3 protein-coding genes are annotated in these 17,860 nt (G+C 75.4%); all 3 read right to left on the reverse strand.

Annotated features, from left to right (window positions below):
* Positions 1-7: 7 nt before the first annotated feature.
* The gene (locus ACFVXK_RS05950; protein ID WP_389610300.1) at positions 8-8,815 is read right to left on the reverse strand and encodes an amino acid adenylation domain-containing protein; all 8,808 of its coding nucleotides are present in this window, start codon (positions 8,813-8,815) and stop codon (positions 8-10) included.
* On the reverse strand, positions 8,812-16,596 hold the full coding sequence (locus tag ACFVXK_RS05955) for an amino acid adenylation domain-containing protein (RefSeq protein ID WP_389610301.1): 7,785 nt from the start codon (positions 16,594-16,596) through the stop codon (positions 8,812-8,814). The genes ACFVXK_RS05950 and ACFVXK_RS05955 overlap by 4 nt, the downstream gene beginning before the upstream one ends.
* Before the next feature lie 62 nt (positions 16,597-16,658).
* Positions 16,659-17,852 carry an NAD(P)/FAD-dependent oxidoreductase gene (locus ACFVXK_RS05960; RefSeq protein ID WP_389610302.1) on the reverse strand — a complete coding sequence of 398 codons (1,194 nt, stop codon included), beginning with the start codon at positions 17,850-17,852 and terminating at the stop codon, positions 16,659-16,661.
* Positions 17,853-17,860: the final 8 nt, after the last annotated feature.

Below are 17,860 nucleotides of genomic sequence, written 5' to 3' on the forward strand. Positions count from 1 at the left end.
TCACTCCTCATACGAACATCCGGCGCAGACCGGGGCGGCGCGCGGCGGCCGATTCCGCCAGCCACGGTGCGAGCGCCGCGACGGTCGGCAGGTCGAAGATCTTGCGGATGGGTATCTCCAGCCCCAGCTCGGCACGGGCGCGGCTGATCAGCCGGGTGGCGAGCAGGGAGTGCCCGCCGAGCTCGAAGAAGCCGTCGTCGATGCCGACCCGCTCCAGGCCGAGGACCTCGGCGAACAGCGCGGCCAGGGACTCCTCGCGGGCGCTGCGGGGGGCCCGGTAGGGGGCGCCGGTGAACTCGGGTTCGGGCAGCGCGGCCCGGTCGAGCTTGCCGTTGGGCATCAGCGGCAGCCGCTCCAGGAGGACGAAGGCGGACGGGACCATGAAGTCGGGCAGCCGCTCGGCGGTGGACCGGCGCAGCTCCTCGGCGGTCAGGGCGCCCGCCGGGACCGCGTACGCGACGAGCTGCTGCCCGCCGCCGGGGCCCGGCCGGGCGACGACGGCGGCCTGGGCGACGGCGGGGTGCGCGGTGAGCGCGGCCTCGACCTCGCCGGGCTCCACGCGGAAGCCGCGCACCTTGACCTGGGCGTCGCCGCGGCCCGCGTACTCCAGCTGGTCCTCGGCGTTCCAGCGGGCCAGGTCGCCGGTGCGGTACATGCGGGCACCGGGCGGACCGAAGGGGTCGGCGACGAAGCGGTCGGCGGTCAGGTCGGCGCGGCCCTGGTAGCCGCGGCCCAGGCTGCCGCCGACGTACAGTTCGCCGGTCGCGCCCTGCGGCAGCGGGGCCAGGTCGGGGCCCAGGACGTAGGCCCGCATGCCCCCGAGGGGGGCGCCGACCGGGGCGCTGCCGGAGCGGCCGGCGCCGGCCGGAACCACGGCGGCGGTGGCGTAGAACGACTCGCTCTGCCCGTAGGCGTTGACGACCCGGACGCCGGGGAAGGCGGCGCGGACCTTCTCGGCCAGTGAGACGGGCAGGGCCTCACCGGCGAAGACGACCGTCTCGACCTCGGTGCGGCCGGCGATGGCGTCGAGGAGTTCGGCGAAGGCGGAGGGGACGGTGGAGACGACGGCGCCGCTCCAGCCCTCCTTGCGTTCGCCCAGGACCAGGACGTCCCGGACCAGTTCGACGACGCCGCCGGAGGCGAGGGTGGTGACGATCTCGAACACCGAGACGTCGAAGTTGACGGAGGTGCCGGCGAGGAGCCTCTTGCCGGGCCCCATCCCGACGACGGGGGCGAGTTGGCGGACGCCGTTCACGATGTTGGCGTGGGTGATGGCGACGCCCTTGGGCTTCCCGGAGGAGCCGGAGGTGTACATCACGTACGCCAGCTGGTCCGGGTGGATCCGGGGCGCCGGGGCGGCGGCGTCGTCCGCGGCCGGGGCGAGCCGGTCGAGGAGGAGGGCCGGGGCCTCGTGCTCCGGGAGGGCCGCGGCCGTGGCGGAGTCCGTGAGGACCAGGTGCGGGCGGGCCTCGGCGAGGATGGCCGCCAGGCGGTGGCTCGGGTAGCGGGGGTCGGCCGGCAGGTAGGCGGCGCCCGCCTTCAGGACGGCGAGGAGGGCGACGACCAGGGCCGCCGAGCGGGGCAGGGCCAGGGCGACCAGCGACTCCGGGCCCGCCCCGTGCGCGGCCAGGACCCGGGCCAGGGCCTCGGCGCGGGAGTCGAGTTCGCGGTAGGTGAGGGTCTCGTCCTCGGTGACCAGGGCGGGCTCGTCCGGGGTCCGGGCGGCCTGGGCCCCGACCAGGCCGGGGACCGTGGTGTCCGGGGCGGGCGCGGCCGGGGGGTTGAGGCCGGTGAGCAGCCGTTCGCGTTCGGCCGGGTCCAGGACCTCCAGGTGCGCGGCCTTGAGGTCCGGGGTGGCCGCCAGCTGCCGCAGGACGCGGACCAGGCGGGCCGCGATCACCTGCGCCGCCTCCCGGTCGAAGACTCCGGGCGCGTACTGGAGGATCAGCTGGAGGTGCGGGTCGACGGCGGCCATCAGGGCCAGCGGGTAGTTGGTGGCGGTGGCCGGGCGCAGGCCGGTGAAGGCGATGCCGTCCGCTGCGGCGCTCGCGGCGCCGAGGCCCTCGCGGTCGACCGGGTAGGACTCGAAGACGAACAGCGTGTCGAAGAGGGACGGCCGGCCGAGGGCCTGCTGGATCTCGGTGAGCCCGAGGTGGTGGTGGTCCAGGAGGCCGGCCTGCCGGTCCTGGAGCCGGGTGAGGATCTCGGCGAGGGTGTCGCCGGGGGCGTACGCGACGCGCACGGGAAGGGTGTTGATGAACATCCCGACCATCGCGTCCACGTCCGGCACGGCGGGCGGGCGGCCGGAGACGGTGGCGCCGAACACCACGTCCCGGCGGCCGGTGAGCCGGCCCAGCAGCAGCGCCCAGGCGCCCTGGACCAGGGTGTTGACGGTGACGCCCAGTTCGGCGGCGCGGGCCGCGAGGGCGCGCGCCTCCTCGGCGGGGAGGTCCACGTCGAGCTGGGCGACGCCCTGTTCGCCGACGCCCTCGGAGCCGGGGGCGAGCAGGGTGGGCTCCTCGGCCCCGTCGAGTTCGGCGGTCCAGGCCCGCAGGGACTCCGCGGTGTCCTGCCGGGCGCGCCAGCTCAGGAAGGCGTCGAAGCCGGGGGCCGGGGGCAGGGCGGAGCCGTCGCCGCGGGATCCGTAGAGCAGCAGCAGGTCCCGCATCAGCAGGGGCGTGGACCAGCCGTCGAACAGGACGTGGTGGGAGGTCATCACGAGTTCGGCGCGGCCGGGCTCCAGGACGACGAGGGAGAGCCGGAAGAGGGGCGGGGCGTCCAGGTCGAAGTGGGCGGCCCGGTCCTCGGTGAGGAACCGTTCGAACTCCTCGGTGCGTACGCCTTCCCCGGTCCCGGTCAGGTCGAGGTGGCGCCAGGGCAGGACGACCCCTGCGGCCGGGACGGCCTGGACGAGGTCGCCGTCGGCCCGGGCCACGAACGCGGCGCGCAGGCCCGGGTGGCGCTCCAGCAGGGCCTGTCCGGCGCGGCGCATCCGGTCGGGGTCGACGTCGCCGGAGAGCTGGAAGACCAGCTGGTTGTGGTACGGGTCGAACGAGGTCCCGGCGAGCTGGGTGTGGAAGAGCATCCCGGACTGGGTCGCGGTGGTCGGCCTGATCTCGGCGAGCCGTCCGTACCGGGCCTCCCAGGTGTCGATCTCCTCCTGGGTCACGCCGGCCAGGGGCGCGTCGGAGGGGGTGAGCCCGCCGGCGCCGGGGGTGGCGGCGTACCGGGCCAGGGCGGTCAGGGCCCGGACCCACAGCAGGGCCAGTTCGGTCACCTCCTCGCGGGAGAGGGTCCCGGCCGGGAAGGTGAAGGCGGCGGTCAGTTCCTCGCCGCCGGGGCCGGGGGCGGCCACGGCCTCGACCTCCAGGCCGGACGGCAGCGGGATCCCGGCGTCCGGGGCGGCGGCCGGGTCCGGGTGGGCGGGGTCGACGGCCCAGCCCAGGCCGCGCAGGTCTTCGGGGAGCCGCGCGGCGGAGGTGCGGCCGAGGTAGCCGAACCCGATGCGCGGTGCGGGGGCGCCGGGGCCGGGGAGGTGGGCCGCCGCCGCCCGGACCTGTTCCTTGACGGCCTTCAGGGCCCGGCCGGCGGCCGGTCCCGCGGCGAGCGCCTCCGCGAGGTCGAGGCCGGTGAGGTCCAGCCGGGCGGGGAACACCGGGGTGAACGGGCCGACGGTGCGGGCCAGGTCGGCGCCGGGCACCAGGTGCGCGGGCCGCTCCCGCGCCTCCAGCCGGACCGGGGCGGGCGCCGCCGGCAGGCCGCGCGCCGCGCGCCAGTGGGCCAGCGCCAGGGCGAGCGCGGTGACCAGGCCGTCCTCGGCGCCGGTGCGCAGCAGCGCGGGCAGCCGGTCCAGCAGGGTGGCCGTGACCTCCGCCGGTACGCGCACCCGCACCCGGTCCGCGGCGCCGGTGCCGGTGCCGGTGCCGGTGCCGGGCGCCTCGTGGCTGCCGAAGGGGGACTCGTCCCCGTACGGGGCCCGCTGCGGCTGCGGGGAGGGCGCGGCTTCGGCCAGGGCGTGGGCCCAGCCGCGGTAGGAGGTGCCCGTGCGGGGCAGGGCGGGGATCCGGCCCTCGCGCGCCTGCTGCCAGGCGCGGACCAGGTCCGCGACCAGGATCGGCCAGGACGCCGGGTCCACGGCCAGGCGGTGGGCGACGACCAGCAGCCGCCCTCCGTCCTGGGTGCCGGACGCGGGGCCGAGCCGGACGAACTGCGCCATCACGCCCGCGTCCGGGTCCAGGCGGGCCGCGGCGGCGTCGAGTGCGGCGCGCACGGCGTCCTCGGCGGCGTCCGCGCCGCCGCCGGGGGCCTCGCGCAGGAGTCCGCGCGCGTCCGGGGTGCCGGGGGGCTCGATGAGCAGGCCCGGGTCCTCCCGGTCGAGGCGGGCGCGCAGGACGTCGTGCCGGTCGAGGAGGGCCTGGACCGCCGTGACGAGTTCCTCGTGGCCGACGCCCTCGGGCAGGGTGAGCAGCGTGGAGGTGTAGGGCCGGCCCACGGCGGTGCCGTGCGGGGGCAGTGGGGCCCGGCCGGTGCCGCCGCCGGGGAGTTCGGGCAGGGCGGGGCCCTCCTCGTCCCGGGCGTCGGCCAGTTCCACGAGCCGGGCGACGGTGCGGTGTTCGAAGATCTCCCGCACGGTGAGGACCGTGCCGCGGGCCTTGGCGCGGGCGACGACCTGGATGGAGCGGATGCTGTCGCCGCCGAGGGCGAAGTAGTCGTCGTCGATGCCGACCCGTTCCAGGCCGAGGACCTCGGCGAACAGCGCGCAGAGGGTCTCCTCGCGCGCGGTGCGCGGCGCCCGGCCGGTGGAGACCTGCGCGTAGTCCGGGACGGGCAGGGCCCGGCGGTCGAGCTTGCCGTTCGGGGTCAGCGGGATCTCCGTGAGCGGGACGATCGCCGTGGGCACCATGTAGTCCGGCAGGTGTCCGCGCAGGTACTCGGGCAGCCGGGCCAGGAGCGGGCCGATCGAGCCGGCCAGCGAGGGGTCGTTCGCCCGGATCCGCCCGGCCGCCCCGCCGGGCGCGGCGGCGAAGGCGGCGACGGCGGCGTCCGGGCCGACCTGGCCCGGGGGCAGCAGGACCAGGTCGAAGTGGCGCGGGTCCTCGCCGGACCAGGTGACGACGGCGTCGGCGCCCAGGCCGCGCACCGCGGCCCGCAGTTCCTCGGGGTCGGCGGCGCCGGGGGCGGGCAGCGGCACCGGGGCGAGGACTCCCGCCGCGACGGCCGCCGCGGCCTCCTCGGCCAGCCGCGCGTTGGGGATGCCCGTCACCCGCAGCGGGCCCTCCCGGTCCACGGCGGCGGCCAGTCGGGCGAGGCCGGAGTCCTGCTCCCGGCTCCAGGGCACGGCCGGGACGCCGGTCAGGTCGAGCACCCGGGCCGGATCCGCGTGCAGCACGACCTCGTAGCGGTGCCGGGTCAGTTCGTTGTGCTCCGTGACCGGCTTGAGCCGGATGTCGGCGGCGGCGCCGTGCTCCTGCGCCCAGGCGGTGAACCACTCGGGGGCGACCACCAGCTCCCGTTCGGCGAACAGGGCCTTCTCCACCAGGCTGCGCAGCTCCTCGGGGGCCGCGTACGGGTGGGCCGCGCGCTGGGTCGCGGTGAGCAGGATCCGCAGCGTCGCGGCGTTGCGGACGTCGCCGACGACCACCCGGCCGCCGGGCGCGAGGAGTTCCGTCACCTGGCGCAGCACCCGGTCCAGGTAGCCGGCGCTCGGGAAGTACTGGACGACCGAGTTCAGGACGATCGTGTCGAACGTGCCGCGCGGCAGCCCGGACACGTCGTCCGCGGGCTGGGCGCTGAGCCGCACCCGCGCGCCGTGGCCGGCCTGTTCGGCCTGCCGGCGGACCCGGTCGACGACGGTGGCCGAGATGTCGGTGCCCCAGTACTCCTCGACCTCTCCGACGATCTTCGCCAGGAGCAGGCCGGAGCCGACGCCGATCTCCAGCACCCGCCGCGGCCGGTACCGCAGGACCTGGGCCACGGCCGCGTCCTGCCAGGCCCGCATCTGCTCGCGGGGGATCGGCTCGCCGTCGTAGGAGGAGGTCCACAGCTCGAAGTCCTCGCCGAGCGCCTCGTCCCCGGAGCCGGCGTAGGTGTCGTCGTAGACCTGGCGCCACTCGTCCACCTGGGCGTCCGCGTCGGCGCCGGCCGCCGCGCCGTCCGGGTCGGGCACCACGTAGCCGACGAGCCGCTTGTCGCCCTCCTGGTCCTCGCGCACCACGACCACGGCCTGCGCCACGCCCTCGTGCCCGGCGAGCGCGTTCTCGATCTCGCCGAGCTCGATGCGGAAGCCGCGCACCTTCACCTGGAAGTCGGTCCGCCCGACGTACTCCAGCCGGCCGTCGGCGGACCAGCGCACCAGGTCGCCGGTGCGGTACATGCGGGCGCCTGCGGGGCCGAACGGGCAGGCCGTGAACCGCTCGGAGGTCAGCTCCGGGCGGCCCTGGTAGCCGCGCGCCAGCCCGTCCCCGGCGATGTACAGCTCGCCCTGGACCCCGCGCGGGACGGGGTTCAGGCGGGCGTCGAGGACGTACACCTGCGTGTTGCCGATGGGCGCGCCGATGGACACGCCCGTCCCGGCCCCGACGGGGGCCAGGGTCGACCAGATGGTGGTCTCGGTGGGGCCGTAGACGTTGGCCACCTCGGCGGCGGCGCCGGCCAGGGTGTCGGCCAGCCGGGCCGGGAGGGCCTCGCCGCCGGTCAGGACCCGCAGGCCCGTGGCGGCGTCCGGCTCGTACATCAGCAGCATCTGCCAGAACGCCGGGGTGGCCTGGGCCACGGTGACCCGGTGGCGGCGCAGCAGGGCGAGGGTCTGCGAGGGGTCGGCGAGGGTGTCCTTCCCGGCGAGGACGACGGCGGCGCCGCTGACCAGCGGCAGGTACAGCTCCAGGGCCGCGATGTCGAAGGAGACGGTGGTCACCGCGAGCCACCGGTCGGCGGGGGTGAGCGGGACCCGGCGGCCCATGGTGGCGAGGAAGTTGTCCAGGGCGCCGCGCGGGACGGCGACGCCCTTGGGGTTGCCGGTGGAGCCCGAGGTGTAGATGACGTACGCGGTGTTGTCCGGGGAGGCCTGCGGCAGGGGCGCGGGGCCGGGGCCGGCGGCCTCTTCGCGGGCGGTGGCCAGGGCGTCGGCGTCGAGGACGAGCGCCGGGCGGCAGTCGGCGAGGATGTACTCGATGCGCGACCGGGGGTGGTCGGGGTCGACCGGCACGTAGGCGGCGCCGGTCTTCAGGACCGCCAGCAGGGCGACCACGAGGTCGGCGGAGCGGGGCAGGCGGACGGCGACCAGGGATTCGGGCCGCACCCCGCGGCCGGCCAGCCAGTGCGCCAGCCGGCCGGCCCGCGCCTCCAGCTCGGCGTAGGTCAGCGTCGCGTCCTCCCCGATGACGGCGGGGGCGTCCGGCGCCGTCCGGGCCCGGAGGGCCACGGCCTCCACCAGGCCCGGCTCCAGGGTCGGTTCGGCCGTGTCGTTCGCGGTGCGCAGCAGCCAGTCCCGCTCGTCCGCGTCGAGGACGTCGAGGTCGGCGAGGCGCAGGGCGGGGTCGGCGACCGCCTGCTCCAGGATGCGCACGAAGCGGTCGACGACGGCGACGGCCGTGGGGTGGTCGAAGAGTTCCGCCGCGTACTCCAGGCGGCCGTGGGCGCGGCCGGCGGCGTCCGGGACGATGTTGAAGAACAGGTCGAACTTGGCGGTGTCGGTGCCCAGGGCGACGGGGGTGACCCGCAGTCCGGGCATCCGGATCTCCGGCCAGACGAACTGCCAGGCGAGCATCACCTGGAACAGCGGCTGGTAGGAGGTGGAGCGGTCCAGGCCGATGAGCTCCACCAGCCGTTCGAAGGGGACGTCCTGGTTGTCGTAGGCGGCGAGGGCCTTGTCGCGGGCCTGGTCCAGCAGGTCGCCGAAGGAGGGGTTGCCGGACAGGTCGGCGCGCAGCACCCAGGTGTTGACGAAGAAGCCGATCAGGTCGGCGAGGGCCTCCTCGGTGCGCCCCTCGATGGGGCTGCCGATGGTGACGTCCTCGCCGCCGCCGAGCTTCTGGAGCAGTACGGCGAGGGCGGCCTGGGCGACCATGGGGGCGGTGGCGCCGTGTTCGGCGGCGAGTTTCCCGAGCCGGGCGACGAGTTCGGGTTCCAGCTCGAAGGAGACGTGTCCGCCGCGGTGGCTGGCGACGGCCGGACGGGGCCGGTCCAGCGGCAGGTTGACCGGCTGGGGGACGTCGGCGAGTTCGCGGCGCCAGTGGTCGAGCTGGGCCGCCGCGATGCTCTGCGGGTCGTCCTCGTCGCCCAGCAGCTGCCGCTGCCACAGCGTGTAGTCCTTGTACTGCACGTCCAGCGGGGCCCAGCCGGGCTCCTCGCCCGCGTGGCGGGCGGTGTAGGCCTCCATCAGATCGCGCAGGAAGGGGCCCATGGAGGCGCCGTCCGCGGCGATGTGGTGGAAGACGAACGCGAGGACGTGCTCCTGCGGGGCGGTGCGCAGGACGGTCGCCCGCAGGGGCAGCTCGGTGTCCAGGTCGAAGGGCTCGGCGACGGCCGCGCGCAGCGCCGCGTCCACGGCCCCGGCGGGCACGTCGGTCACCCGCAGGCCCGGGTCGGCCTCCTGGGGCGGGATGATCCGCTGCTCGGGCGTCCCGTCCTCGTCCTCCTCGATCAGGGTGCGCAGGCTCTCGTGGCGGGCGACGACGTCCCGTACGGCGGCGGCCAGGGCGCCCGTGTCCAGGGGCCCGTCCAGGCGCAGGACGAACGGGATGTTGTAGGTCGCGGAGGGGCCCTCCAGGCGGTGGAGGAACCACATCCGGCGTTGCGCGTGGGACAGGGGGATCATCGGGCCTGCTCCGATACGGTCATCTGGCCCAGTCGGGGGCGCAGCTGGGGGCGGTTCGACGTCGACCCGGCCGTTTCCGCGATCTTCTCCGCGAGGCCTGCGACGGTCGGGTTGCGGAACACCGTCGTGACCTTCACGTCGACGTGGAGGGCGTTGCGGATGCGGCCGGTGAGCCGGGTGGCCAGCAGCGAGTGGCCGCCGTGGTCGAAGAAGTCGGCGTCGATGCCGATCTCGTCCACGCCGAGCAGCTCGGCGAACAGCCGGCACAGGGCTTCCTCGGTGGGGTTGCGCGGGCCGCGTCCGGGCTCGGCCCGGGCGGGGAGGTCGGGCGCCGGGAGCGCCTTGCGGTCGAGCTTGCCGCTGGGGGTGGAGGGGAGCGCGTCGAGGGGGACGACGGCCGAGGGGACCATGTACGCGGGCAGGTGCTCGCCGACCAGGGCGGTCAGGGCTGCCAGGTCGAGGCGGGCGGGGGTGCGGCCGGCGGCCGGGACCACGTAGGCGACCAGGCGCTGGTCGCCGGGGCGGTCCTCGCGGACCAGGGCGACGGCGCTCTCGACGTCGGGGTGCGCGGCGATGACCTGTTCGATCTCGCCGAGCTCGATGCGGAAGCCGCGGAGCTTGACCTGGAAGTCGGAGCGGCCGATGTACTCGACCTGGCCGTCGGCGTTCCAGCGGACGACGTCGCCGGTGCGGTACATGCGGCCGCCCGGCTCGCCGTACGGGCAGGCGACGAAGCGTTCGGCGGTGAGGGCGGTCTGGCCGAGGTAGCCGCGGGCGAGTCCGGTGCCGGCCAGGTACAGCTCGCCGGGGACTCCGGGGGCGACGGGGCGCAGGGCCGCGTCGAGGACGTAGACCCGGGTGTTCCACACGGGGGCGCCGATGGGCACCCGGTCGGCGCCGGGTACGTGGCGGTGGGCGGTGACCTCGACGGAGGCCTCGGTGGGCCCGTAGAGGTTGTACACGCCGAGGTCCGGCAGGAGGGCGGCGACCTTGTTGGCCAGGGCGGGCGGGAAGGCCTCGCCGGCGACCTCGATCCAGCGCAGGCTTGCGCAGTCCCCGGCGGCGGGTTCGGCGGCGAAGGCCTCCAGCAGGGAGGGCACGAAGTCGGCGCCGGTGACGCGTTCGCGCCGGATCAGGTCGGCGAGGTAGGCGGGGTCGCGCCGGCCGTCGGGGCGGGCGACGACCACGGCGGCGCCCGCCTGGAGCGGGGCGAAGATCTCCGGGACCGAGACGTCGAAGCTCGCGGTGGTGCTGAGCAGGATCCGGTCCTCGGGGGTGACGTCGAAGTGGGACAGGCCCCAGGCCAGCCGGTTCATGATGGCCCGGTGGGCGACCTGGACGCCCTTGGGGCGGCCGGTGGAGCCGGAGGTGAAGATGACGTAGGCGGCGTGGTCCGGGGTGAGCGCGGGCGCCGGGTCGGTGTCCGGGTACCCGGAGACGTCGGGGAGGGCGGCGTCGAGGACGAGCAGCGGGTCGGCGGTGTCCAGGACGAGCCGTACCCGGTCCTCGGGCAGTTCGGTGTCGACGGGCACGTAGGCGGCGCCCGCCTTGACGACGGCGTAGATCGCCACCATCAGGTCGACGGAGCGGGGGATCCGTACGGCGACGAGCCGCTCGGGGCCGGCCCCCTGCTCCACCAGCCAGTGGGCGAGGCGGTTGGCGCGGCGGTTGAACGCGTCGTAGGTGAGGGTCTCGTGCTCGCCGATCAGCGCCACCCGGTCGGGGGTGCGGCGCACCTGGGCCTCGAAGGCGCCGGGCAGGGTGTCGTCGGCGACGGGGTGCGCGGTGTCGTTGACCCGCTCGGTCAGCAGGTGGCGTTCGTCCGCCGAGAGGACGTCGACGGCGCCGACGGGGGTGTCGGGGTCCGCGAGGAACCGCTCCAGCACCCGGACCAGGCGGGCGGCGACGGCCTCGGCGGCCCCGCGGTCGAAGAGGGTGGTCTGGTAGTCGAGGGAGAGCCGCAGGTAGGGGTCGGAGGAGTTGAGGGTGAGCGGGTAGTGCGAGCCGGCGAAGGGCCGGATGGCGTCGATGGTCAGGCCCGCCGACTCGTTGGCTTCGACGATGCCTTCGCGGTCGATCGGGTAGTTCTCGAAGACGACGATGGTGTCGAACAGCGAGGGCAGTCCGACGCCGCGCTGGATGTCGGCGAGGCCGTAGTAGTGGTGGTCGAGGAGGGAGATCTGCCGGTCCTGGAGGTCGGTGACGACCCGGGCCAGGGTGTCGCCGGGCCGGCAGCGGACCCGGGTGGGGAGGGTGTTGATGAACAGGCCGACCATCTCGTCCGATCCGGCCAGGTCGGCGGGGCGGCCGTTGACGGCGGCGCCGAAGACCACGTCGTGCTGCCCGGTCAGCTTGGAGAGGACCACGGCCCACGCGCCCTGGAGGAGGGTGTTGAGGGTGACGCCGAGTCCGGCGGCGCGGCGGGCGAGTTCGCGGCCCTGGTCGATGGTGAAGGGGACCTCTACGCGGCCGAGGGCGGTGGCCTCGCCCTCGGCGGCGCGGTCGGCGGCCACGAGGGTCGGCTGCTCGAAGCCGTCGAGCTCCTCCTGCCAGCGGGCGGCCGAGGCCTCCCGGTCCTGGCGGGACAGCCACGCCAGGTAGTCGCCGTAGCCGCGGACCGGGGGGAGCTCCTCGTCGCCGGCGTACAGCCGGACCAGGTCCTTGATGACGAGCGGCGAGGACCAGCCGTCGAAGAGGGTGTGGTGGGCGGTGACGATCAGCTTGGAGCGGTCGGGCCCGCAGGTGAGCAGGGCCAGGCGGAACAGCGGCGGCCGGGTGGGGTCGAGCTGGTCGGCGCGGTCGTCGGCGAGGGCCCGGTCGAGGGCGGCGTCCTGCTCGGCGCCGGTGCGGCCGGTCAGGTCGAGGTGGCGCCAGGGCACGGCGACGTGCTCGGCGACGACCTGGACCGGGTCGCCGCCGTCGGCGGCGAGGAACGCGGAACGCAGGTTGGGGTAGCGGTCCAGGAGGGCCTGGCCGGCCGCCCGCATGCGGGCGGGGTCCACGGGTCCGGACAGGTGCAGCACGAACTGCATGTGGTAGACGTCGAAGGTGCCGTCGGCGAGGGCCGCCTGGAACTGGATCCCGGACTGGCCGGGGGCCTGCGGCCACACCTGGACGAGGCGGCCGTAGCGCTCCTCCCACTCCTCGATCTCCTGCTGCCGCACGGTGACCAGGGGGGCGTCGGAGGGGGTGAGGCCGCCGGCCCCGGGGCGGGCGGCGTGGGCGGCGAAGCCGTGCAGCACCTCCACCCACAGGTCCGCGAGTTCGGCGGTCCGCTCGCGGGAGAGGACCCCGGTGGGGAACATGAACACGGTCTGGAGGCGGGCGCCGTCCTCGGTGTCGGTGACGACGGAGTTGACCTCCAGCGCGGACAGCGCGGGCAGGTCCGGGTCGGGCATCGGGACCAGTTCGGCGGACCAGTCGGACGGGGCCCAGCCCTGGCCGCGCAGGTGCTCGGGCACGTCGGCGTCGGAGATCCGGCCGAGGTAGTTGAAGCCGATCTGCGGGGCCGCGTACTCCTCCAGCTGGACGGCGGTCTCCGGGTTCAGCCAGCGCAGCAGCCCGTAGCCGAGGCCCTTGCCGGGTATCGCGCGCAGCTGCTCCTTGACCCGCTTGACGGCGGCGCCGGCCGCGGGGCCGCCGGCCAGCGCCTCGGCCAGGTCCAGGCCCGCCACGTCGACCTTCGCCGGGTACATGCTCGTGAACCAGCCGACGGTGCGCGAGAGGTCGGCGCCGGGGACGGCGTCCTCCTCGCGGCCGTGGCCCTCCAGCCGGACCAGGGTCGAGCGCCCGTCGCCGCGCCAGCGGCCCACCGCGAGGGCGAGGGCGGCGAGCAGCACGTCGGTGCCGGTGGCCCGGAAGGCGGCGGGGAGGCGGGTCAGGACCGCCTCGGTGACCTCGGCGGGCAGCTGGACCCGTACGGTGTCGAGGGTGGACATGGTGTCCACGGCCGGATCGAAGGCCCGCTCGCCCAGCGGGAGGTTGGCGGACTCCAGCACGTCGCGCCAGTGGTCGAGCTCGTCCTCGCGCTCCGGGGAGAAGGCCGCGTCGTCCAGGGCGGTCGCCCAGCGGCGGGCGGAGGTGCCGACGGCGGGCAGGGCGGGGGTGCGGCCGGAGCGGACCTCCTGCCAGGCCTCGGCGAGGTCGGACATGAGGATGCGCCAGGAGACCCCGTCCACCACGAGGTGGTGCAGGACCAGCAGGAGCCGGCCCTGGCCGGAGCCGGCGGCGAACCAGACGAAGTCCGCCATGGTCCCGGCGGCCGGGTCGAGCCGGTCCGCCGCGGCCTCCAGTTCCGCCTTGGCCGCCGCCAGGGCGGCGGGGTCGTCCCAGCCGCCGGTGACGGGGACGCGGCGGATCAGCTCCGCCGCCCGGACGGCGCCCCGGGGGCGGACGACGAGGGTGGGCTCGCCGGCGTCGCGCACGAGCCGGGAGCGCAGCAGGTCGTGGCGGTCGAGCACGGCGTCGAGGGTGGCGGCCAGGGCCGTCTCGTCGATGCCCTCGGGCAGGTCCACGACGAGCGACATGGCGAAACGGTTCAGCCCGCCGCCGTGCTCGAACACGTGCCGCGCCACCGGCTGGAGCGGCAGCGTGCCGACGCCGCCGCCGTCGAGTTCCGCGAGGACGGGGACCCGGTCCCGGCGGTCGGCGGCCGCCTCGGCCAGCCGGGCCGCCGTACGGCATTCGAAGATCTCGCGCGTGGTCACCTCCAGGCCCCGCGCCCGGGCCCGGGCGACGACCTGGATCGAGCGGAGGCTGTCGCCGCCGACGGCGAAGAAGTCGTCGTCCACGCCGACCCGGTCGACGCCGAGCACGTCGGCGTAGGCGGCGGTGATGATCCGCTCGGCCTCGGTGCGGGGCTCCCGGTAGGCGCCGCCCAGGAACTCCGGTTCGGGCAGCGCGGCACGGTCGAGCTTGCCGGTCGGGCCCAGCGGCAGCCGGCCGACGGCCACGAAGGCCGAGGGCACCATGTAGTCGGGCAGCCGGGCGGCGGTGAACTTGCGCAGTTCGGCGGCCGAGGCGCCGGCCTGCACGTCCACGTCGCCGATGCCGCCGGCCCCGTCGTCGCCGACGGCCCCCTCGCCGGTGTGGACCACGTACGCCACGAGCCGCTTGCCGCCCGCGGGCACCTCGCGGGCGATGACCACGGCCTCGCTGATGCCGGGGTGCGCGGTGAGCGCCGCCTCGACCTCGGCGGTCTCGATGCGGAAGCCGCGCACCTTCACCTGGCCGTCACCGCGGCCGACGCACTCCAGCCGGCCGAGGGCGTCCCAGCGGGCGAGGTCGCCCGTGCGGTACATCCGTTCGCCGGGCGGGCCGAAGGGGCTGGCGACGAAGCGCTCGGCGGTCAGGCCCGGGCGGCCGTGGTAGCCGCGGCCGAGGCAGGTGCCGACCACGTACAGCTCGCCGACCACGCCCTGCGGGACGGGGGCGAGTCCCGGGCCCAGCACGTAGGCGCGCATGTTGCCCAGCGGGGTGCCGATGGGCGCGACCTCGCCCCCGGCCCACTCCTCGGAGGCGGGGAGGGAGAAGGCGGTGGCGTAGAAGCTCTCGCTCTGCCCGTAGGAGTTGACGATCTGCGCGCCGGGCAGCGCCTCGCGCAGCTGCCGCACCAGCCGGGCCGGGAGCACCTCGCCCGCGAGGACGACGCTGCACACCTCCGGCGCCCGGTCCAGCCGGCCCACCAGCTCGCCGAGGACCGAGGGGACCCCGCTGAGGACGTGGCCGTCCCAGCCGTCGCGGTCGGCGAGGGCCAGGGCGTTGTCCACGAGCTCGGCGGTGCCGCCGGTGGAGAGGGTGGTCAGCAGCTCGAAGACCGAGACGTCGAAGTTGACGGAGGTGCCGCAGAGCATCTTCCAGCCGGGCTCCACGTCGAGGACGCGCACCAGCTCCCGTACGCCGTTGACCACGCCGCGGTGGGTGATCGCCGCGCCCTTCGGCTTGCCGGTGGAGCCGGAGGTGTACATCACGTACGCCAGGTTGTCCGGCGCCGGCGCGGTCCGGTCCACGTGACCGGTCGCCCAGGCCGCGCGGTCGTCCACGTCGAGGACGGGGATCTCGTGGGGCGGCAGCTCCCGGGCGGTGGCGGTGTCCGTGAGCACCAGCTTGGGGCGGGCCTCGGCCAGTACGGTCCGCGCCCGTCCGGCGAGGTACTGCGGGTCCAGCGGGACGTAGCCGGCGCCGGACTTGAGGATGCCGAGCAGGCCCGCGACGAGTTCCCCGGTGCGCGGCAGGGCCAGCGCCACCAGGTCCTCCGGTCCGGCGCCGCGCCGCACCAGCTCCCGGGCGACGGACTCGGCCCGCGCGTCCAGCTCCCGGTAGGTCAGCGTCCGGCCGTCGCACACGAGCGCCGGGGCGTCGGGCGTGCGGGCCGCCTGCTCCTCGAACAGCTGCGGGACGGTCAGGGCGGGCAGCTCGGTCGCGGTGTCGTTGAACCGGCCGAGCAGGCGCTCGCGTTCGGCCGCGTCGAGCACGTCGACGGAGCCGACGGTGCGGTCCGAGCCGGCCACGAGGGCCTCCAGGACGCGCACGAACCGGGCCGCGAGGGTTTCGACGGTGGCCCGGTCGAAGAGGTCGGTGGCGTACTCCAGCCGGACGCCCGCCCCGCCGGTGCCGTCCGGGATCATGTTGAAGAACAGGTCGAACTTGGCCGTTCCGGTCTCCAGCGTCTCGGCCTCGGCCGCCAGGCCCGGGAACTCCAGCTCCCCCAGCGGCTCCTGCCAGGCGAGCATCACCTGGAAGAACGGGTGGTAGGCGATGGACCGGTCCGGGTTGAGCAGTTCCACCAACCGTTCGAAGGGGATGTCCTGGTTGTCGTAGGCGGCCAGCGCCCGGTCCCGGACCCGCCGGAGCAGCTCGCGGAAGGTGGGGTTGCCGGAGAGGTCGACGCGCAGCACCCAGGTGTTGACGAAGAAGCCGACGAGGTCGCGCAGTTCCTCGTCGGTGCGGCCGGCGATCGGCGCGCCGATGGGGATGTCGTCCCCGCAGCCGAGGTGGTGCAGGAGCACCGCGAGCGCCGAGTGCATGACCATGGAGACGGTGAGGTCCTGCTCGGCGGCCAGCTTCTCCACGGCGGCCAGCAGGTCCGGCCCGACGGGGAAGCGGACCAGGCCGCCGTCGGGGGCGGTGCGCTGCGGGCGGGGGCGGTCCGTCGGCAGGGCCAGCGGCTGCGCCATGCCGTCCAGGGCCTCGCGCCAGTACGCCAGCTGTCCGGCGGCCAGGCTCTCGGGGTCGGACTCGTCGCCGAGGACGTCCTGCTGCCACAGGGTGTAGTCCGCGTACTGGACGGGCAGCGGCTCCCAGGCCGGGGCCGCGCCCCGCTGCCGGGCCGCGTAGGCCTCGGTGAGGTCGCGCAGCAGCGGTCCGAGGGACTCCCCGTCCAGCGCGATGTGGTGGACCACGAGCACGAGGGTGTGCTCGCGGGGGCCGGTCCGCAGGAGGGTGGCGCGGATCGGGGTGTCGGCGGCCAGGTCGAAGGTCTCCTTGGCCGCCCGGTCGACCGCCGCCGCCCGCTCGTCCGGGGCGGTGTCGACGGCCGGCAGGGTGACGTGCCGCTCCCCGGAGGCCAGGACCCGCTGGTGCGGGATCCCGTCGTCGCCCTCGGCGATCACCGTGCGGAGGACCTCGTGCCGGTCGACCACGTCGCGGAGCGCCGCTTCGAGGGCGCCCGCGTCCAGCTCACCGGTCAGCCGCAGGGCGAACGCGCCGTTGTAGGTCGGGGAAGGGCCTTCGAACCGGTCCACGAACCACAGCCGGCGCTGCGCGAACGACAACGGGATCATTGTGTCTCCAAAATCGGCGAACCAGGGAGCAGGTCGAGCGGGTCGGGCAGGCGGGTCGTCGCTCAGCTCTGGTCGAGCAGGGTCAAGAGTTCTTCGTTGTAGAAGTCGTCGATCGAGACCGCCCCGGAGAGGGTGGAGAAGTACCGGTCGATGTGCTCCTGGTGGCCGACGAGCTTGCGCAGCATGTCCGTGCGCCCCTCGGGCTTGAGCTCGGCCACGTTGAGGGCGCCCTGGTACTGGCTGTGCGCCTCGTTGCCCAGTTCGTTCTCGTAGCGGCGCAGGGCGGAGCGGAGCGGGGCGTCCTCGTGCAGCCGGTCGCCGATCAGGTCGGTGAGGGACTGGGCCTGGACGAAGGCCTCGGTGATCCCGCGGGCGGTGATGGAGTCCTTGTGGTTGACCGCGTCGCCGACCAGCACCCAGCCGGGCCCGTAGGCCTTGCGGAAGAAGTTCTCCTGGTGGCCGGTGCCGTACATCTGCTCCTCGCGGCGGCCGCCGCGCATCCGCTCGTACAGGTCGGGGGCGGTGCTGCGGACGGCTTCGAGGTAGGCGGGCTCGACGTCCTTGCGGACCTCGTTGTAGTCGGCCTGCGGGAAGTACGTCATGATCAGCTTGAGGTCGTCGTTGGTGGGGACGGCGGCGACCCAGCGCCCCGGCCGCTCGTACAGCTCGAAGCTGGAGGAGACGCCCGACCAGTAGCTGTAGTAGACGCAGGTGGCCCGGGGGTGCTCGACGGTGTAGGGGGCGCCCGCCTTGCGGGCCACGAGCGAGCGCATGCCGTCGGCGCCGACGACCAGGCGCGCCCGGGCCGTGGCCTCGGTGCCGCCGGGGGTGGTGTAGCGCACGCCGGTGACCCGGTCGTCCTCCCACAGCAGGTCGGCCACCGCGCAGCCCTCCCGGAACTCGACGCCGGCCTCGACGGCGCCGGCCGCGAGGATCGGGTCGAGCACGTAGCGCCGGGGGGCGTAGGTGGTGGTCAGGCCGTCCATCGGGAGGGAGAAGCCGTCGATGCGGACGCCGGGGCCCTCGTAGCGCTCGTGGGTGATGGGCGTGGCGCCCGATGCGCGGATCCGGTCGAGCAGTCCCCACCGGTTCAGGAGGGCGACGCCCTGCATGTGGATGTAGTGCGAGGAGAGGGTGTCCTGCGGGAAGCGGGCCTTCTCCAGCAGCAGGACGCGGTAGCCGCGGCGGGCGAACAGCATGGCGGTCGGTGAGCCCGCGCAGCGCGCCCCGATGACGATGACGTCGTAGTCGTCCATGGTCCGGC

The sequence above is a fragment of the Streptomyces sp. NPDC058157 genome, from assembly GCF_042884105.1.
Classification (GTDB): Bacteria; Actinomycetota; Actinomycetes; order Streptomycetales; family Streptomycetaceae; genus Streptomyces.

Bases quoted from the DNA above. Each gene is read 5' to 3' on its own strand.
- ACFVXK_RS05950 (WP_389610300.1), bottom strand. From the start codon at position 8,815: ATGATCCCCCTGTCCCACGCGCAACGCCGGATGTGGTTCCTCCACCGC.
- ACFVXK_RS05955 (WP_389610301.1), bottom strand. From the start codon at position 16,596: ATGATCCCGTTGTCGTTCGCGCAGCGCCGGCTGTGGTTCGTGGACCGG.
- ACFVXK_RS05960 (WP_389610302.1), bottom strand. From the start codon at position 17,852: ATGGACGACTACGACGTCATCGTCATCGGGGCGCGCTGCGCGGGCTCA.